Origin of the sequence: Streptomyces sp. NPDC056224 (assembly GCF_042267665.1) — a bacterium.
Lineage (GTDB): Bacteria > Actinomycetota > Actinomycetes > Streptomycetales > Streptomycetaceae > Streptomyces.
Map to the genome: position 1 here is coordinate 221,369 of NZ_JBHJTK010000007.1, position 19,303 is coordinate 240,671.

Sequence of the window (19,303 nt, forward strand, 5' to 3'; positions counted from 1 at the left end):
CCGCAGCAGGTACCGGTACAGCGCGGCGGCGACCGGGACGAGCACGTACCGCCACAGGGCGACCCACGGCCACACGAACAGGGCCCTGGCCAGCCAGGTGAGCGCCTGCCCGAGGGGGACGAGGGCCCAGCGCCACAGGGCGGCGCCGACGGGTGCGAGGACGTAGCGCCACAGCGCGACCCACGGCCAGTGGAAGACGGCGAGGGCCAGCCACTTCAGCACCGTTCCGGCCCCCCGGGCCAGCCGGGCCAGTGCGTGCCCGAGCGGGGTCAGGACGTACCGGCCGAGCCGGGTGAACAGCCACGCCACCGCGTCGCCGACCGGGCGCAGGGCGCGGCGGTGCACGCCGCGCGCCGCGAGGACCAGCACGTCCCATGCCATCCGCAGCGGGAGCACGATCACCACGGCCAGGATCCGCACCGGAATCCGGACGACCGCGAAGACGCACCCCTCGCCGCCGTGTTCCGGCTCGTGCCGGCCGTGTTTCTCCAGGTCCATACCTACGACGACGCAGCGGAGGCCCGAGCCGTTGCACATGGACGTGCCCCCCACCGTTCCCGGTGAGGGGCACATCGCATCGCGGGGCCGCGTCGGCCCGAGGTCACTTCACGACGGACAGCGGCAGCAGCTTCTTGCCGGTCGGGCCGATCTGAATGTCCAAGTCGAGCTGCGGGCAGACACCGCAGTCGAAGCACGGGGTCCAGCGGCAGTCGTCGACCTCGGTCTCGTCGAGGGCGTCCTGCCAGTCCTCCCAGAGCCACTCCTTGTCGAGACCGGAGTCCAGGTGGTCCCAGGGCAGGACCTCCTCGTAGGTGCGCTCGCGGGTCGTGTACCAGGCCACGTCCACGCCGTAGGCGGGCAGCGTCTTCTCCGCCGCCTCCATCCAGCGGTCGTACGAGAAGTGCTCGCGCCAGCCGTCGAACCGGCCGCCCGACTCGTACACGGCGCGGATGACGTCGCCGATGCGGCGGTCACCGCGCGAGAGCAGGCCCTCGACGATGCCGGGCTTGCCGTCGTGGTAGCGGAAGCCGATGGAACGGCCGTACTTCTTGTCGCCGCGGATCTTGTCGCGCAGCTTGCCCAGGCGGGCGTCCGTCTCCTCGGCCGACAGCTGCGGCGCCCACTGGAACGGGGTGTGCGGCTTCGGCACGAAACCGCCGATGGACACCGTGCACCGGATGTCGTTCTGGCCGGAGACCTCGCGGCCCTTGGCGATGACGTTGACCGCCATGTCGCCGATCTGGAGCACGTCCTCGTCGGTCTCGGTCGGCAGGCCGCACATGAAGTACAGCTTCACCTGACGCCAGCCGTTGCCGTACGCGGTGGAGACGGTCCGGATCAGGTCCTCTTCGGAGACCATCTTGTTGATGACCTTGCGCATGCGCTCGGAGCCGCCCTCGGGGGCGAAGGTCAGACCGGAGCGACGGCCGTTGCGGGTCAGCTCGTTGGCCAGGTCGACGTTGAACGCGTCCACCCGGGTCGACGGCAGGGACAGGCCCACCTTGTCGTCCGTGTAGCGGTCCGCGAGTCCCTTGGCGATGTCCGCGATCTCGGTGTGGTCCGCGGAGGACAGCGACAGGAGGCCGACCTCCTCGAAGCCCGTGGCCTTCAGGCCGCGCTCCACCATCTCGCCGATGCCGGTGATGCTTCGCTCCCGCACGGGGCGCGTGATCATGCCGGCCTGGCAGAAACGGCAGCCGCGGGTGCAGCCGCGGAAGATCTCGACGGACATCCGCTCGTGGACGGTCTCGGCGAGCGGGACCAGCGGCTGCTTGGGGTAGGGCCACTCGTCGAGGTCCATGACGGTGTGCTTGGACACGCGCCACGGCACGCCGGAGCGGTTGGGCACCACGCGGCCGATGCGGCCGTCCGGCAGGTACTCGACGTCGTAGAAACCGGGGACGTAGACGTTGCCGGTCTTGGCGAGGCGGAGGAGGACCTCCTCGCGCCCGCCCGGCCGGCCCTCCGCCTTCCACGTGCGGATGATCTCGGTCATGTCGAGGACGGCCTGCTCGCCGTCGCCGATGACCGCGCAGTCGATGAACTCCGCGATCGGCTCGGGGTTGAAGGCCGCGTGGCCGCCCGCGAGGACGATCGGGTGGTCGACCGTGCGGTTCCTGGCCTCCAGCGGGATGCCCGCGAGGTCGAGCGCCGTGAGCATGTTCGTGTAGCCCAGCTCCGTGGAGAAGGACAGGCCGAACACGTCGAAGGCCGAGACGGGGCGGTGGCTGTCCACGGTGAACTGCGGCACGTTGTGCTCGCGCATCAGCTCTTCGAGGTCGGGCCACACGCTGTAGGTGCGCTCGGCGAGCACGCCTTCGCGCTCGTTGAGCACCTCGTAGAGGATCATCACGCCCTGGTTGGGCAGCCCGACTTCGTACGCGTCCGGGTACATGAGCGCCCAGCGGACGTCGCAGCTCTCCCACGGCTTGACCGTGGAGTTGAGCTCACCACCGACGTACTGGATGGGCTTCTGCACGTGCGGAAGCAGGGCCTCAAGCTGAGGGAAGACCGACTCGGTCATCACGCGACTTTCGTGAAGCGGGCAAGGGGGCAGCTCTCAAGCGTACCCCTAGGCTCGGGCACCCCCACCCACATGATCATCCCAGTGCGGCCCTCAGCCCCGGCTCGGAGGCCTTCGCCCAGATGCCCGGAAGCTCCCGTTCGCGCCGTGCGGCCAGGGCCTCCTCGTGGGCGTAGAGCACGCCCCAGGTGAAGGCGGACTCCCCCGCGCCCGCCGCCTGGACGGCGAGGCCGAGCAGGGCGTCGCGGGCGACGACGCTGTCCTGATGGTCACCGAGCACGGTCTGGACCTTCTTCACCGCCTTGGCCAGGCGTTTTGCCGGTTTGCCGAGCGCGGGCACGGCCGCCTCCGCCGCGTACCGGGCGCGTTTGGCCGCCTTGCGGGCCTCGTGCAGGGCCAGGTCGCGCTCGTGGCCCTCGGCGAGGGCGAGCGCCGCGTCCACCCGGTCGGCGAGGCGATCGACGTCGTGCAGTACGGCCTTCGGCAGGACGCGCTCCGCCCGTCCGCGGGCGGCCTTGCGCAGCGGGGGCCCTTCCAGCAGGGCGTCGAGGCGGTCCAGCAGCGTGAGGTAGCGCGCGCTGTCGAGCGCGGCCAGGGCCCGGCGGCGCGATCCGGAGCGGCGGGCGGAGTTCCACGTCCGCAGCCGGCCGCGGACCGGGCCGAGCAGCGCGGCGCGCGGCAGTTCGTCGAGGCGGGTCTGGATCCGCTCCAGCAGGACCTCCTGGTCGCGGTCGACGCCGAGTTCGGCGCCGAGCCAGCGCAGCTCCTCGCCGATCGGGTCGGTGACGGTCCGGTCCAGCACCTTGCGGTACGTCTTGAAGGCGCTGCGCATACGGCGGGAGGCGACCCGCATCTGGTGGACGGAGTCCGGGAGGCCGCGCCGCACGGCCGGGTCCTGGGCGATCAGGGCGTCGCGCTGTTCGCGCAGGTACGCCAGGACGTACGCGCCCGCCGTACCGTCGGAGCCGTCGTCCCCGGGCCGGGCCGGTGGCGCCGTGCCGGTCTCGGCCAGCGCCCGGGCGAGCTTCGAGGGGGCGTCGGAGAGCCCCAGCCCGGCCTTGCGGAAGGTCTTCTCGACCGCGTCGAGCAGCCCGGGGTCGACCCCGTCGGCCAGTTCCACCTCGACCTCGGTCCAGGTGGCGGTGGCATCGCCCCGCTCGGCCCGGACCGTGTCGGTGCTCAGTTCCGCGAGCGGGGCTCCGGCGGCGTCCAGAAGATGGCTGACCCGGCGCGAGGACAGGAGCCTGACCTGCGGCTCCAGGGCGGCGCCGCGCACCCGGGAGCGGAGCAGGGCCGCCAGCGGGCGCGGGACGGTGTCGCCGAGCGGGGCGGCGATCTCGTCGCGCACCCCCGGCGAGACGGGCAGTTTGAGGTGCCAGCCCGCGTCGGCCCCGCCGGTTCTGCGTCGCAGCGTGAGGCCGTCGGCGGCGAGCCGCTGGTCGTGGGTGTCGTAGTAGACGGCGTCGAGCTCGACGGTGCCCTGTTCGGAGACGGCCGCGATCGCGGCCGTGCCCGTCAGGTCCGGCACCCCGCGCCGGGCCGCCTTCGGCTGAGAGAACTCGAATTTCCGCTCGATCTCGCGCTTCGTGTCCGCCATAGACCGAACTTAGTCCCGAACGGATCACGGTGGCAGGGTGAACGGGGCATCAGGCCGACAATGGCCGCTGCACCTTGATCGACTGCAGTAGTCCGACCGCGATCCACACCGCGAACATCGACGACCCGCCGTACGACACGAACGGCAGCGGAAGGCCGGCCACCGGCATGATCCCGAGGTTCATCCCGATGTTCTCGAAGGACTGGAAGGCGAACCAGGCGATGATCCCGGCGCACACGATCGTCCCGTAGAGCTCGGTCGTCTCCCGGGCGATCATGCAGGCCCGCCACAGGATGATGCCGAGCAGCAGCAGGATCAGACCGGCCCCGACGAAGCCGAGCTCCTCCCCCGCCACGGTGAAGACGAAGTCCGTCTGCTGCTCCGGCACGAACTGGCCGGTGGTCTGCGAGCCCTTGAAGAGGCCGGAGCCGGTCAGGCCGCCGGAGCCGATCGCGATGCGCGCCTGGTTGGTGTTGTAGCCGACGCCCGCGGGGTCGAGCTCGGGGTTGGCGAAGGCCGCGAAGCGGTTGATCTGGTACTCGTCCAGGACGCCGAGCTGCCATATCAGGACGGCTCCGCCCACGCCCGAGCCGATCAGGCCCAGCACCCAGCGGTTGGAGGCGCCCGAGCCGAGCAGCACGCCGAGCACGATGACGACCATGACCATGACGGACCCGAGGTCGGGCATCAGCATGACGATGCCCATCGGGGCGGCGGCCAGGCAGAGCGCTTTGACGACCGTCCGGTGGTCCGGGTGGGTGAGGTCGCCCGCGTCCACCCGGGTGGCCAGCAGGATCGCCATGACCAGGATGATCGTGATCTTCACGAACTCGGAGGGCTGGAGGGAGAATCCGCCGCCGATCACGATCCACGCGTGGGCGCCGTTGATGGTGGCGCCGAGCGGGGTGAGCACGGCGAGGATGAGCACGAGCGAGAGCCCGTAGAGGACCGGCACGGCTCCGCGCAGGGTGCGGTGGCCGAGCCAGACGGTACCGATCATCAGCACCAGGCCGATGCCGGTGTTCAGGGCGTGCCGGGCCAGGAAGTAGTACGGGTCGCCCTGGTTCAGCTGGGTCCTGTTACGGGTCGCCGACCACACCAGCAGGGCGCCGATGAAGGACAGGGCGAGCGCGGAGAGGAGTATCGGCCAGTCGAGCCGGCGCACCACCGAGTCGCGGGCGGTGAGCTTGGCCATCGCCCCGCGCTGGGGCGCGTACCGGGAGACGGAGAACTTGTTGGCGGTCTGCATGTCGGTTTCGGTCCTCAGTCCTGCCGCGCGGGAGGCGGCCCGGCGAGCACGGGCGGCGCCGGCTCCTCCGGGGACGGCGGCACGTACGGCCGGATCTCGGGGGAGTCGATGGAGCCGTCGGGGCGGATCTTGGGCAGTTTCGCCTCGGGCTTGAGCAGCAGGGCCCTCTTCGGGTCCTGCTTGCCCTCCATGTCGAGGCCGTAGATGGCGTTGTAGAGGCTGCGGACCGCCGGGCCGCAGGCCCCGGAGCCGGTGCCGCCCTGGGAGATCGTCATGACGATGGTGAAGTCGTCGGTGTAGGTCGCCAGCCACGAAGTGGTCTGCTTGCCGTAGACCTGGGCGGTGCCGGTCTTGGCCCGCATCGGGATCTTGTCCAGCGGCCAGCCCCCGAACCGCCAGGCGGCGGTGCCGCCGGGCTCGACGACCATGCGCAGGCCCCTGTCGAGGTCGGCGATGGTCCGGGCGTCGACCGGCAGCCTGCCGTGGGGCTTGGGCTTGATCATCTCGATGCGCTTGCCGTCGGGGCTGATCACGGCCTTGCCGACCGTGGGGTCGTAGAGGGTGCCGCCGTTGCTGATGGCGGAGTAGGCGGTGGCCATCTGGATGGGGGTGACGAGGACGTCGCCCTGGCCGATGGCGAAGTTGATGCTGTCGAACGCCTTCAGCTGGTTGCCTTCGAGGCAGCTCTCGTAGGCGATCTGCTCGACGTAGGTACCGCCCTTCTTGCCCTGCTTGCACCAGGAGTCCTTGTTGGCCGCCCAGAAGTTCTTCTTCCACCGGCGGTCGGGGATGCGGCCGGTCACCTCGTTCGGCAGGTCGATCCCGGTCTCGGAACCGAGTCCGAATTCACGGGCGGTCCGGTAGAACCAGTCGTGGGCGTCCTTCTTGGGCTTGAGGCCGCCGTCGCGCTGCCACTCCTTGTGCCCGAGGGCGTAGAAGACGGTGTTGCAGGAGAACTTGAGGGCCTCGGCGAGGGTGATGGGGCCGTGCCCCTTGGACTCGAAGTTCGCGAAGCTCCGGTTGCCCATGCTGTAGGAAGCGCTGCAGTTGTACTTGTCGTCGAAGGCGTAGCCGGCCCGTACGGCCGCGCTCGCCGACACCACCTTGAAGATGGAGCCCGCGGGGGCCTGGCCCTGGATGGCCCGGTTGAGCAGCGGGTAGTTGGAGTTCTTGCTGGTGAGGCTGGCGTAGTCGCTGCCGGAGATGCCGCCGACCCAGGCGTTGGGGTCGTAGTCGGGCTGGGAGGCCATCGCGACGACGCGGCCGGTCTTGGTCTCCATGACGACGACGGCGCCCGAGTCGGCCTCGTACTTGCGGCCGGTGATGTTGTCGGTCTCCTGGCGGACGGTCTTCATCGCCTGCTGGAGCTCGAACTCGGCGACGGCCTGCACCCGGGCGTCGATGCTGGTGATGAGGGTGGAGCCGGCCACGCCCGGGTCGGCCTCGGTCTGGTGCATGACCCGGCCGAGGTTGTCGACCTCGTACGAGGTGACGGCCGCCTTGCCGCGCAGGTACTTGTCGTAGGTGCGCTCGATTCCCGAGCGGCCGACCTGGTCGGAACGCAGATGCGGCGAGTCGGTGTCCTTGGCCTTCTGGATCTCCTCGTCGGTGACCGGCGAGAGGTAGCCGAGCACCTGTGAGGTGCGGGCCCCGCCGGGTGCCGGGTAACGGCGGACGGCAGTGGGCTCCGCGGTGATGCCCGGGAACTCCTCGGGGCGTTCGCGCAGCTGCAGCGCCTGCTGCGTCGTGGCTTCGAGGGTGATGGGAATCGGCTGGTACGGGGAGCCGTTCCAGCAGGGCTTGGGGGTCTGGGAGTCGCAGAGCCGGACCTTCTCCATGACCTCCTTGGGGGTCATGTCCAGGACGTCGGCGAGGCGGGTCATGACGCCCTTGCCCCGGTCCTTCATCTTCATCAGCGCCGTGCGGCTGGCGGAGACGACCAGGCGGGTCTCGTTGTCGGCGAGCGGGACGCCCCGGGCGTCGAGTACCGACCCGCGCACGGCGGGCCGGACGACCCGCTGGACGTGGTTGCTCTTCGCCTCGTGGTAGTACTCCGCGCCGTTGCGGATCTGGAGGTACCAGAGCCGGCCGCCGAGGGTGACCAGCATCGAGAGGACGAGCACCTGGATGATGACGAGCCGGATCTGCACCCGGGAGGTGCGGCCGGTTTCCGGAACGTTGGTCACGCCTGCTCCTCCCTCACAGCTTCTTGATGCTCTTCACGCCCTTGACCTTGACCGCCTTGACGCCCTTTATCCGGACGGCCCGGTTGGCGCGGGAGCGCGCGGTCTTCATCCGCAGGCCGCCGCGCTGGCTGCCGATGCGCAGGCCGGTACCGCCGGCCAGCCAGCCCGAGGAGACGTCGGCGGCCTTGCCGGAGGGGCCGCCGCCGGCCTCGACGGCCATCGGGTCGTTCTCGGCGCGCCGGGCCAGCGCCATGATGAACGGCACGGTGAACGGCGCGAGCAGCAGGTCGTAGAGGGTGGCGGTGAACAGCAGGCCGGTCAGGCCCACGTGACGGGCGGCCGTGTCGCCGACGAGGGCGCCCACGCCCGCGTAGAGCAGGGTGGAGCCCATCGCGGCCGCGACGACGGTGAGCATCGGGCCCCAGGCGGAGCGGAACCGCCCGCTGTCGGGGCGGACCAGGCCGGCCACGTAGCCGATGACGCACAGGACGAGTGCGTACCGCCCGGCGGCGTGGTCGGCGGGCGGCGCCAGGTCGGCGAGGAGGCCCGCGGAGAAGCCGATGAGGGCTCCGCTGACGTGCCCGTACACGAGTGCGAGGGCGACGACGGTGAGCAGCACCAGGTCGGGTACCGCGCCGGGCAGTTGGAGCCGGCCCAGGACGGTGACCTGGACGACGAGCGCGACCACGACGAGGGTGGCCGAGAGCAGGATCCGGTTGAAGCGCATGGTCGGTCTGCTCCTACTCGTCGGCCGGCTTGGCGGGCACACTGGCGGACCCGGACGGCGTGACCGTGACCGTGACCGTGGGGGTGGGCTTGGGGGCCTCGGGCTTGGGCGGCAGGACGGCGTCGCGCGGGTCCTCGCGGGGCGGCATCACGACGACGCCGACGATGTCCAGGCGCGAGAAGCCGACGAACGGGCGCACCCAGACCGTGCGGGTCAGGTCGCCGCGGGAGGGGTCGACCTTGACCACCTCGCCGATCGGCACACCGGGCACGAAGGGCTTGTTGCCGCGCGAGCCGAAGGTGACCAGGCGGTCTCCGGGGCTGACCTTGGCCTTGCCGTTGAGCATCTGGACGGACAGCGCGCGGTCGCCCTGGCCGGTGGCGAAGCCGAGTTCGCCGGTCTTCTCCAAGCGGGTGCCGACGGTGAAGCCGGGGTCGTTGGCGAGGACGACGGTGGCGGTGTCGGGGCCGACGGTGCTGACCCGGCCGACGAGTCCGTCGCCGTTCAGGACGGTCATGTCGCGCTCGATGCCGTCCTTGCTGCCGGCGTCGATGGTGACGGTCCAGGAGAAGCCCTGGGCCGCTCCTATGGCGATGACCTCGGCGCCCTTGATTCCGTACTGTCCGGCGCCGGCCCGCTTGAGCATCTCGTCGAGCTCGTGGATGCGGCTGCGGGTCTGGTCCTCGCTGCCCAGCTTGGCCTTCAGGGCCGCGTTCTGCTGCTCCAGCACGGCGATGCGGTTGTGGCGCTCGCCGGAGTCCCGTACCGCCCCTATGGCGTTGGCGACCGGGTCGACGGCGGTGGCCACGCCCTTCTCGACCGGGCCGAAGACCGCTGCCGCGGCCTGCCGGGCACCGTCGACCGGAGACTCCTCGCCTGCCCTGATGTCCACCGTGATCAATGCGAACGCGATGGCGATCAGAAGCACCAGGAGCAGCCGGCTTTCTCGTGTGTCCCTCACGTGCGGCGGCCGTGCCTTCCTCGTCGGAATGTTGTTTTGCCTGTATATCAACGATCCGCCGCACGGGCTCGGTAGCACCCGTACGGCGGATCCTTGTGTGTTCCGCATGGTCCCTCCGGCTCGGAGGGGTGTGTGTCAGCGACGGGGCTGGGCGTCCAGGACCTGCTGCAGTGCCTCGAACTCCTCGACGCACTTGCCGGATCCGAGGGCGACGGAGTCGAGCGGGTCCTCGGCGATGTGGATGGGCATGCCCGTCTCACGGCGCAGCCGCTCGTCGAGGCCGCGCAGCAGGGCGCCGCCGCCGGTCAGGACGATGCCGCGGTCCATGATGTCGCCGGAGAGTTCCGGCGGGCACTTGTCGAGGGTGGTCTTGACGGCGTCGACGATGGCGTTGACGGGCTCCTCGATCGCCTTGCGGACCTCGGCGGCCGAGATGACGACCGTCTTGGGCAGGCCGGAGACCAGGTCTCGGCCGCGGATCTCGGTGTGCTCGTCCTTGTCGAGGTCGTACGCCGACCCGATGGTGATCTTGATCTGCTCGGCGGTCCGCTCGCCGAGGAGGAGCGAGTACTCCTTCTTGATGTGCTGGATGATCGCGTTGTCCAGCTCGTCACCGGCCACCCGGATGGACTGCGCCGTGACGATTCCGCCGAGGGAGATGACCGCGACCTCGGTGGTGCCGCCGCCGATGTCCACGACCATGTTGCCGGTGGCCTCGTGGACGGGCAGGCCCGAGCCGATGGCGGCCGCCATGGGCTCCTCGATGATGTGCACCTGGCGGGCGCCGGCCTGCGTGGACGCCTCGATGACGGCGCGGCGCTCGACTCCGGTGATGCCGGAGGGAACGCAGACCACGACGCGGGGGCGGGCCAGGTAGCGGCGCTTGTGGATCTTGAGGATGAAGTACCGGAGCATACGCTCGGTAATCTCGAAGTCGGCGATGACGCCGTCCTTGAGGGGGCGTACGGCGACGATGTTGCCGGGCGTGCGCCCGATCATCTTCTTCGCCTCGGAGCCGACCGCCAGAATGCCGCCGGTGTTCGTGTTGATGGCGACCACGGACGGCTCGTTCAGGACGATCCCCCGGCCCCTCACGTACACCAGCGTGTTGGCGGTCCCGAGGTCGATCGCCATGTCACGGCCGATGAACGACATGTTGTTCCCCTTGTTCCCCATGAGGAGCGTCTGGCCTTCCAGTTGATAGCGGCTGCTGTCAGGTCGGCGAGGTGGGTGTGTGGGTGGAGGCCCCATCGTAGTGCCGGGAGTACGGACACCGCGCGACGGGACTCCGGCAATCCCGCCGGAATGGATACCCGCCCCCTCAGTGGTGACGACGTGTCCTGCCCAGGCGTTCCCGGTATCGCCCGGAAATACCGCAGGGCGACCGAAATTACTTCGGTCGCCCCAGGTCATGAGCGCTATTCGGCTGATGTCACGTCAGGAAAGAGTGCTCACGGAGGTCTCGGAATGTGGTCAGAGCGCCGGGAAGAACAGCTTCAGCTCGCGCTCGGCGGACTCCTCGGAGTCCGAGGCGTGGATCAGGTTCTCCCGGACGATCGTGCCGAAGTCCCCCCGGATGGAGCCGGGCGCCGCGGCGATCGGGTCGGTCGGTCCGGCCAGCTGGCGGACGCCCTCGATCGCGCGTTCCCCTTCGACGACCAGGGCGACGACCGGCCCGCTGGCCATGAAGCCCATGAGGGGCTCGTAGAACGGCTTGCCCTTGTGCTCGCCGTAGTGCGCCTCGAGGGTCTCCTCGTCCAGCGTACGCAGCTCCAGCGCGGGGATGGTCCAGCCGGCCTTCCGCTCGATACGGCCGATGATCTCGCCGACCAGACCGCGACGGACGGCGTCGGGCTTCAGCAGGACGAGGGTGCGCTGGGTCATGTTGCGGCTCCTTGCGGCATACGGGTGCGGTGGGACGAATCTACAGGGCCGACAAGGTGACCCGTCACGCAGCGTCAGGCGCCCCGGGGGCCGCTGCGGCCTCCTGGGTGGCCGCCCAGCGGGCCTTGACCTCGTCGATCTTGCGTCCGTAGTGCACCGAGCACCACCACAGGGCGGCGAAGACCGCACCGAGGAAGAACATCGCCGGGACGACGAACCCACTCGCGACCAGGCCGATCTGCAGGGCCCAGCCCAGCTGTACCGCGCCGGGGCGCGAGAGCATCCCGCACAGCAGCACCGACAGCAGCATGCTGACCCCGCACACCGTCCAGACGGCCGTCTGGGTCAGGTCCGGGTCCTTCATGGCCACCAGGCCCGCGAAGCCGATCACGAAGAACTCGCCGATCAGCGTGCTCGCACACAGCGTGCGCATCCTCAGCCCCTCTTCAGCAGCAGGCGGGCCTCGCCCACCGTGATCACGGAACCGGTCACCAGGACCCCGGCCCCTCCGTACTCGGCCTCTTCCTCCGCAAGGGTGATCGCCGCCTCCAGGGCGTCGTCCAGCCGCGGCTCCACCTGCACCCGGTCCACGCCGAAGACCTCGACCGCGACGGCCGCCAGCTCGTCGGCGCCCATCGAGCGGTGGCTGGAGTTCTCCGTGACCACCACCTCGGCGAAGATCGGCTCGAAGGCCTCCAGGACCCCGCGGACGTCCTTGCCCTCGCTCGCGGCCACGACACCGATCAGCCGGCTGAAGCCGAACGACTCGGTGACCGCCGCGGCGGTGACCGCCGCGCCCGCCGGGTTGTGCGCCGCGTCCAGGACCACCGTCGGGCTGCGCCGCACGACCTCCATGCGGCCCGGCGAGGTCACCGAGGCGAAGGCCTTGCGCACGGTGTCCAGGTCCAGCACGCGCGCGTGCTCCTGGCCGATGCCGAAGAAGGCCTCGACCGCGGCCAGCGCCACGGCCGCGTTGTGCGCCATGTGCGCGCCGTACAGCGGCAGGAAGATGCCGTCGTACTCGCCGCCCACACCGCGCAGCGTCAGCTGCTGCCCGCCGACCGCGACCTCGCGCGAGACCACGCCGAATTCCATGCCCTCGCGGGCCACGGTCGCGTCCACCTCGACGGCCTTCTTCAGCAGTGCCTGCGCCGCGTCCACCGGCTGCTGCGCCAGGATCACGGTGGCGCCCTGCTTGATGACGCCGCCCTTCTCCAGCGCGATCTCGCCGGGCGTGGAGCCGAGCCGGTCGGTGTGGTCCAGGCTGATCGGGGTGACCACGGCGACCGAGGCGTCGATGACGTTGGTCGCGTCCCAGGTGCCGCCCATGCCGACCTCGATCACGGCCGCGTCGACGGGAGCGTCCGCGAAGGCCGCGTACGCCATTCCCGTGAGCACCTCGAAGAACGACAGCCGGTACTCCTGGGCGGCGTCGACCATCTCCACGTACGGCTTGACGTCGTGGTACGTCTCGATGAACCGCTCGGCGGTGATCGGCGCCCCGTCGAGGCTGATCCGCTCGGTGACCGACTGCACGTGCGGGCTGGTGTAGCGGCCGGTGCGCAGCTCGAAGGCGTTCAGCAGGGCCTCGATCATGCGGGCCGTGCTGGTCTTGCCGTTCGTGCCGGTGACGTGGATGGAGGGGTACGCGCGCTGCGGCTCGCCCAGGACGTCCATCAGCGCGGCGATCCGCGACACGGACGGCTCCAGCTTGGTCTCGCCCCAGCGGGTGGCGAGCTCCTGCTCCACCTCCTGCAGTGCCTTGGCGACCTCCGGGTCGGCGGGCAGGGCGGGCACCGGGTCGCCCTGGGGCGGCCCGGCCTGGGCACGCAGGGTGCGGCTGCCGGCCTCGATCACCGCCAGGTCGGGGTCGCGGTCGGACTCCTCCGCGATGATCTGGTCGAATTCGTCGGATCCATCGAAGGGGCTGTCGTGACTCTCGGGGCTCTCGGGCTGCTGCTCACTCACGGAGCCCAGTCTACGGACGAGGACCCGTGGGACTTTCGACCCGGGCGTTCCGGAACGTTCGGCGGGCGGGGCGGCCAGATCGTCGTGCAAGCCTTGCGGGCAGGAGATGGGGGGACAAATGCCGCAGGACAGCATCAATAGGACATTTTCCCACCCTCGTCTGCGCACGGGGGCACGGAATCGTCCTCAATGAGCCGTCCATGGTCGCCGTGAAGGCGGGCACGACCACCGCGCCGGGCGGCCCGCCGGCCCCGGCGAAGGCCTGAGGGCCTGAGGGCCTGAGGGCCTGAGGGCCTGAGGGCCTGAGGGCCTGAGGGCCTGAGGGCCTGAGGGCCTGAGGGCCTGAGGGCTGTCCCTGGACGGTCTAACCGCGGGGAAGGGTGGCGACGACCTCGTACGCGTCCTGCGTGCGCGTCGTCGTCAGCTCTCCGCCCAGGCTGCGCACGCGCTCGGACATGCTCGCCGTGCCCGAGCCCGCCGACACCGGGGCCCGGCCGGCGGCGTCGGCGGTCCGGGCGGGCAGGGTGTTGCTGACGGCTATCCGCAGCCGCGGGCCGTCCGCCGTGACCGCTACCTCGATGGTCTCGCCGTGCGCGTGCTTGGCGGCGTTCGTCAGGCACTCCTGCACCACCCGGTAGACCGCCGCCTGGCGCAGCGGCGACAGCGCGTACGCGTCCGGGTCCAGGGCCAGCCGTACCGGCGAACCGGCCCGCCCGCTCTCCTCCGCCAGCGCCGACAGCCCGTCCACGCCCGGGGTCGGGGCCCGCTCCCCCCGCTGGACGATGATCTCGTTGAGCACCAGGTGGGCCCGGCGCGCGGTGTCGGCCAGCTCCTCGAAGTCCGGTCCGTACGAGGTCTCGCGCGCCCGCGTCGACAGCACCTCGGAGCGCACCGTGAGCAGGGTCAGCTCCCGCCCGACGAAGTCGTGCACGTCGCGTGCGACGGAGGTGCGCTCCTGCTCCACCGCCTGGAGCACGGCCGACTCCGCCCGCCGGGCGGCGAGCTCCGACACCAGGTCGTGCCGGTAGGCGGCGATGCCAACCGCGGCGGCGAGCACGCCGATGGGCACGACCAGGCTGAGGAAGGAACTCAGGCTCTCCACCCTGGGCTCGGGCCACCCCGGCACGCTGAACACCAGCAGCGCGAAGGCCACGTACCCGAGCGTGGCGAGGATCCCGGCCCGGCGGCCCCGGTAGCGGCCGACCGAGTAGAGGGCGAACTGGATCAGGGTGAGTTCGTGCAGCCAGCCGATGAACAGCAGCGCTGCGAGGTACGAGACCCAGGGCGCCCGGCGGCGCACCAGCAGGGTCGAACAGCCGGCGGCGAGCACGACGGCGGCGAGCGGCCCGCTCAGCGAGTTGTCGGCGGCGGCGAGGCCCGGCAGGTCCAACGCCATCAGGGCGAGGCAGCTGAGGGCGGTGAGCACGTCCAGCGCCCTCGGGGAGCCGGCCCAGCCCTCGGCGAGCCGGCGGCCGCGGGCCGCGGCCGCGTGGAGCGCCGAGGCGACGGGCTTGACGTGCATGCCCTCCATCATCCGTGCTCAGCGCCGAGGATCTGATCCACCGGAACCGGATAACAAGTGATTTAGGGCACTTCGGACAGGTTTCACACTCCTGTGACGCCGAGCCCCGCGCGGGGAAGGCATACGGGGAAGACCCCCACATCGACCGACGGTGTGGGGGTCTTCACTCGCTCGTGGGCAGTGCGGCTAGCCGGCCGGCAGCGCGTTCAGCTGGGCCTGGAGCCGCGCGATGTCGGCCTCGGCCTTGGCGAGACGGCCCTTGATCTTGTCCACGACGTTGTCGGGGGCCTTGGCGATGAACGCCTCGTTCCCGAGCTTCGCCTCGGCCTGCTGCTTCTCCTTCTCGGCTGCGCCGAGGTCCTTGGAGAGGCGCTTGCGCTCGGCGGCCACGTCGATGGTGCCCGAAAGGTCGAGCGCGACGGTCGCGCCGGCGACCGGGAGCGTGGCGGTGGCGCTGAAGCCCTCGCCCTCCGGCTGGAGGCGCAGGAGCTGGCGGATGGCACCCTCGTGCGCGGCCAGCGGCGTACCGGACAGGTCCAGGCGGGCCGGGACCTTCTGGCCCGGCTGGAGACCCTGGTCGGCGCGGAAGCGGCGGACCTCGGTGACGACCGCCTGGAGGTTCTCGATCTCGGCCTCGGCGGCCTCGTCACGGAAACCGCTGTCCTTCGGCCACTCGGCGATCACGAGGGACTCGCGGCCGGTCAGCGTGGTCCACAGCGTCTCGGTGACGAAGGGGACCACCGGGTGCAGCAGGCGCAGGGTGACGTCGAGGACCTCGCCCAGGACCCGCCCGGAGACCTTGGCGCCCTCGCCGCCCGCGAAGAACGTCGTCTTCGACAGCTCGACGTACCAGTCGAAGACCTCGTCCCACGCGAAGTGGTAGAGGGATTCCGACAGCTTCGAGAACTGGTAGTCCTCGTAGAAGGCGTCGACCTCGGCCACGGTCTTGTTCAGCCGCGACAGGATCCACCGGTCGGTCGCCGACATCTGCTCGCGGGCCGGCAGCTCGCCCTCGATCGTGGCGCCGTTCATCAGCGCGAAGCGGGTGGCGTTCCAGATCTTGTTGGCGAAGTTCCGGGAGGCCTGGACCCAGTCCTCGCCGATCGGGACGTCGACACCCGGGTTGGCGCCGCGCGCCAGGGTGAAGCGGACCGCGTCGCTGCCGTACTTGTCCATCCAGTCCAGCGGGTTGACCGCGTTGCCGAAGGACTTGGACATCTTCTTGCCGCGCTCGTCGCGGACCATGCCGTGCAGGGCGATGGTGTGGAACGGCGGGGTGCCGTCCATCGCGTACAGGCCGAACATCATCATCCGGGCGACCCAGAAGAAGAGGATGTCGTAGCCGGTGACCAGGACGGAGTTCGGGTAGAACTTCGCCAGGCTCTCGGTCTGCTGCGGCCAGCCGAGGGTGGAGAAGGGCCACAGGCCGGAGGAGAACCAGGTGTCCAGGACGTCGGTGTCCTGGGTCCAGCCCTCGCCGCTCGGCGGCTGCTCGTCGGGACCGACGCAGACGACCTCGCCGTTCGGGCCGTACCAGACCGGGATGCGGTGACCCCACCACAGCTGGCGCGAGATGCACCAGTCGTGCAGGTTGTCGACCCAGTCGAAGTACCGCTTCTCCATCTCCTGCGGGTGGATCTTGACCCTGCCGTCGCGGACCGCGTCACCGGCGGCCTTCGCCAGCGGGCCGACCTTGACCCACCACTGCATGGACAGGCGCGGCTCGATGGTGGTCTTGCAGCGCGAGCAGTGGCCGACGGAGTGGGTGTACGGACGCTTCTCCGCGACGATCCGGCCATCGGCGCGCAGCGCGGCGACGATGGCGGAGCGGGCCTCCAGCCGGTCCAGGCCCTGGAAGGGGCCGTGGACCGTGATGACGGCGTGCTCGTCCATGACCGCGAGGTTCGGCAGGTTGTGGCGCTGGCCGATCTCGAAGTCGTTCGGGTCGTGCGCCGGCGTCACCTTGACGGCGCCGGTGCCGAATTCGGGATCGACGTGCTCGTCGGCGACGACCGGGATCCGGCGGCCGGTCAGCGGCAGTTCGATCTCGGTGCCGACGAGGTGCTTGTAGCGCTCGTCCTCCGGGTGGACGGCGACGGCGGTGTCACCGAGCATCGTCTCGGCGCGGGTGGTCGCGACGACGATCGACGCGTCGCCCTCGCCGTAGCGGATCGAGACGAGCTCGCCCTCGTCGTCCTGGTACTCGACCTCGATGTCGGAAATCGCGGTGAGGCAGCGCGGACACCAGTTGATGATGCGCTCGGCGCGGTAGATCAGCTCGTCGTCGTAGAGCTTCTTGAAGATCGTCTGGACCGCCTGCGAGAGGCCCTCGTCCATGGTGAAGCGCTCGCGGGACCAGTCGACGCCGTCGCCGAGGCGGCGCATCTGGCCGGAGATCTGACCGCCGGACTCGGCCTTCCACTGCCAGACGCGCTCGACGAAGGCCTCACGGCCCAGGTCGTGGCGGGACTTGCCCTCCTTGGCGAGCTCGCGCTCGACGACGTTCTGGGTGGCGATGCCCGCGTGGTCCATGCCGGGCTGCCACAGCGTCTCGAAGCCCTGCATGCGCTTGCGGCGGGTCAGCGCGTCGATCAGCGTGTGCTCGAAGGCGTGGCCCAGGTGGAGCGAGCCCGTGACGTTCGGCGGCGGGATGACGACGGTGTACGGCGGCTTCTCACTCTTCGCGTCGGCCTCGAAATACCCACGCTCTACCCAGCGCTCGTAGAGCTTCCCCTCTACCTCGGCCGGCGCGTACTGGGTCGGCAGTTCGGAGTTGGGGCTGCTGGGTGTCTGCGTGTTCTCGGTCACGAGCCAAAGGATAAGGGCGGCCCCACCTCCGTTACGAATCGATACCGTGGTGCGGCCGCCCATTGCCCGTGACCGTGCCGGACCCGTCTCATGCGCACATGAACGAGATCACCCAGCCGTACGGCCACGCGCAGGTCACGCCGCCCGTCCCGCCGAAGAACAAGCGCGTCCTCAAGGCCGTGGGAATGGTGCTGGCGTTCGCCGCGGGCTCCTTCGCCGTCAAGTTCGCCCTGGCCTCGCTCGGCGGCACCGACGGCCCCGCGGACGCCGGCCGCTACAAGCTCGTACCGCCCGCCGCCTTCCAGAGCCTGACCCTGCAGGACTCCGGACCGCGGGTCGACGCGATCAAGCAGGGCCAGAACCAGTCCGGCCCCGCGAAGCCGGGCACGACGAGGGTGGCCGTCGTGTACGCCGACCAGGCGGGCACCGCTCAGCTGGTGGTCAGCGGCGCGGCGGGCAGCTTCCGCGACGAGGACCCGGGCGCGGAACTCACCACCGGCCTGAAGGGGATGGGCCTCAAGGAGGCGGAGATCACGACGCACGAGGCCGGAACGCCCGCGGGCGGCGCGATGCGCTGCGGAACGGTCGTGATGGCCGAAGGGTCGATGCCGATGTGCATGTGGGCCGACCACAGCTCGCTGGTGACGGTCACCGTCCCCATCGAGAACAAGCCGGTGACCGTCGACGCGCTCGCGGCGCAGGCCCGTGAGTTGCGGGGCGTGATGGAGGTCTCCGCGTCGTAGTAGTTCCGTAACGCCTGGGACCCCGGAGCCCGGCCAGGATCGATCTTCCGCGAGGATGTGAGCCACATAAGAAGTTCCTAAAGAAGTTCCTAAGGGGGACGCAGGGATGAGCTACAACCAGCCAGGGCCTTACGGGCAGCAGCCGCAGCAGCCGCAGCAGCCCGGACCGTACGGGCAGCAGCCCCCGCCACCGGGCCCGTACGGCCAGCCCGCGCCCCAGCCGGGCTACGGCTACCCGCAGCAGCCGGGCGTCCCCCCGCAGGGCTACCCCCAGCAGCCGCCGACGCCCGCGTACGGCTACCCGCAGCAGCAGCCCCCGTACGGCGGGACGCCCCCGAAGAAGTCCAAGACGGGCGTCATCATCGCGGCGGTCGTCGCGGTCGCGGTCATCGCGGGCGGCGGCTGGTACTTCCTGGGCGGCGGCGCCGGCGGCGCCGTCTCCGCGGACACCAAGGGCTACAAGCTGGTCGCCCCGGAGTCGGTCGACGACTTCAAGAAGGACCCGAAGTACCCGGAAAAGGAATTCACCGACAAGGACAAGAAGGAAGCCGAGGCGGCGGGGATCAAGAACCCCGCCCAGGTGGGCATGACCTACATGTCCGGCGACCCGAAGAACCCCCTGTCGGCCAAGGGTCTCAACTTCCAGGGCGTCTACGGAGAACTCGCCGACCCGGAGAAGTCGGTGGACGGCTACTTCGCCATGGCCAAGCTCAACGCCGCCAAGGACGGAAAGTCGGACGTGCAACTCATCGGGAGCCCCAAGGCGATGACCCCGGCCGGCTTCAAGGGCGCCGTGATGAAGTGCCAGGAGATCAAGGTCACCTCGAAGGACACGGCGACCAAGGGCCCCAAGGAATTCACCGTCCCCGTCTGCATCTGGGGTGACTACAGCACGCTGAGCATGGTCAGCGCGACTGACATCGCCTCCATCCTGGCCGGCAAGCCGGGCTACACCCTGGAGCAGACCGCGGACATCACCGCGAAGCTCTACAACACGGCCCGCGTCAAGAAGTAGCGGGACGTCACGAAACGCAGAAGGGGCGCCCCCGACGGGGGGCCCCGTATGAGGAAAGCCGGCGGCCGAACCCCACGAGTACAGGGGCCCCAGGTGCGTACGGACCGAACCCCGGTCCC

The 19,303-nt window shown here is 70.3% G+C and carries 14 protein-coding genes and 1 pseudogene; 2 read left to right on the forward strand and 13 right to left on the reverse strand.

Annotation, left to right across the window (positions count from 1 at the left end; all coding sequences use genetic code 11):
* From ACFCZ1_RS13000 to ACFCZ1_RS13060, 13 genes and pseudogenes are all read right to left on the reverse strand, one after another.
* Positions 1–498 (reverse strand): annotated as a pseudogene (locus ACFCZ1_RS13000) (hypothetical protein); the annotation flags it as partial.
* Between the two features lie 103 nt (positions 499–601).
* Positions 602–2,527 (reverse strand): TIGR03960 family B12-binding radical SAM protein, encoded by a 1,926-nt coding sequence (locus ACFCZ1_RS13005; RefSeq protein WP_376678439.1) that lies wholly within the window; start codon positions 2,525–2,527, stop codon positions 602–604.
* Positions 2,528–2,600: 73 nt separating this feature from the next.
* Positions 2,601–4,121 carry a CHAD domain-containing protein gene (locus ACFCZ1_RS13010; RefSeq protein WP_376678440.1) on the reverse strand — a complete coding sequence of 507 codons (1,521 nt, stop codon included), beginning with the start codon at positions 4,119–4,121 and terminating at the stop codon, positions 2,601–2,603.
* Between the two features lie 49 nt (positions 4,122–4,170).
* Complete coding sequence (gene rodA, locus ACFCZ1_RS13015) at positions 4,171–5,370, reverse strand: rod shape-determining protein RodA (RefSeq protein ID WP_376678441.1); 1,200 nt, start codon at positions 5,368–5,370, stop codon at positions 4,171–4,173.
* Positions 5,371–5,384: 14 nt separating this feature from the next.
* A complete protein-coding gene (gene mrdA, locus ACFCZ1_RS13020) occupies positions 5,385–7,556 on the reverse strand; it encodes a penicillin-binding protein 2 (RefSeq protein WP_376678442.1) in 2,172 nt (723 codons plus the stop codon).
* 13 nt (positions 7,557–7,569) lie between these two features.
* Positions 7,570–8,283: a rod shape-determining protein MreD gene (gene mreD, locus ACFCZ1_RS13025; protein WP_376678443.1), complete on the reverse strand. Its 714-nt coding sequence runs from the start codon at positions 8,281–8,283 to the stop codon at positions 7,570–7,572.
* A 13-nt stretch (positions 8,284–8,296) separates the two neighbouring features.
* On the reverse strand, positions 8,297–9,244 hold the full coding sequence (gene mreC / locus ACFCZ1_RS13030) for a rod shape-determining protein MreC (protein WP_376678444.1): 948 nt from the start codon (positions 9,242–9,244) through the stop codon (positions 8,297–8,299).
* A gap of 135 nt (positions 9,245–9,379) precedes the next feature.
* Positions 9,380–10,399, reverse strand: a complete 1,020-nt coding sequence (locus tag ACFCZ1_RS13035) for a rod shape-determining protein (RefSeq protein WP_008738981.1) — start codon at positions 10,397–10,399, stop codon at positions 9,380–9,382.
* A 318-nt stretch (positions 10,400–10,717) separates the two neighbouring features.
* Entirely contained in the window at positions 10,718–11,128 is a 411-nt protein-coding gene (gene ndk, locus ACFCZ1_RS13040; protein WP_376678445.1) for a nucleoside-diphosphate kinase, read from the reverse strand.
* 64 nt (positions 11,129–11,192) lie between these two features.
* Complete coding sequence (locus tag ACFCZ1_RS13045) at positions 11,193–11,561, reverse strand: DUF4233 domain-containing protein (protein ID WP_376678446.1); 369 nt, start codon at positions 11,559–11,561, stop codon at positions 11,193–11,195.
* Between the two features lie 2 nt (positions 11,562–11,563).
* The gene (locus ACFCZ1_RS13050; protein WP_376678447.1) at positions 11,564–13,096 is read right to left on the reverse strand and encodes a bifunctional folylpolyglutamate synthase/dihydrofolate synthase; all 1,533 of its coding nucleotides are present in this window, start codon (positions 13,094–13,096) and stop codon (positions 11,564–11,566) included.
* Between the two features lie 364 nt (positions 13,097–13,460).
* The gene (locus tag ACFCZ1_RS13055) at positions 13,461–14,618 is read right to left on the reverse strand and encodes a sensor histidine kinase (RefSeq protein ID WP_376678448.1); all 1,158 of its coding nucleotides are present in this window, start codon (positions 14,616–14,618) and stop codon (positions 13,461–13,463) included.
* Positions 14,619–14,804: 186 nt separating this feature from the next.
* Positions 14,805–17,426 (reverse strand): valine--tRNA ligase, encoded by a 2,622-nt coding sequence (locus ACFCZ1_RS13060; RefSeq protein WP_376678449.1) that lies wholly within the window; start codon positions 17,424–17,426, stop codon positions 14,805–14,807.
* Between the two features lie 98 nt (positions 17,427–17,524).
* Here ACFCZ1_RS13060 and ACFCZ1_RS13065 point away from each other — a divergent pair, with 98 nt between their 5' ends.
* Positions 17,525–18,169, forward strand: a complete 645-nt coding sequence (locus ACFCZ1_RS13065) for a hypothetical protein (RefSeq protein WP_376678450.1) — start codon at positions 17,525–17,527, stop codon at positions 18,167–18,169.
* A 106-nt stretch (positions 18,170–18,275) separates the two neighbouring features.
* A complete protein-coding gene (locus tag ACFCZ1_RS13070; protein WP_376678451.1) occupies positions 18,276–19,184 on the forward strand; it encodes a hypothetical protein in 909 nt (302 codons plus the stop codon).
* Positions 19,185–19,303 lie beyond the last annotated feature (119 nt).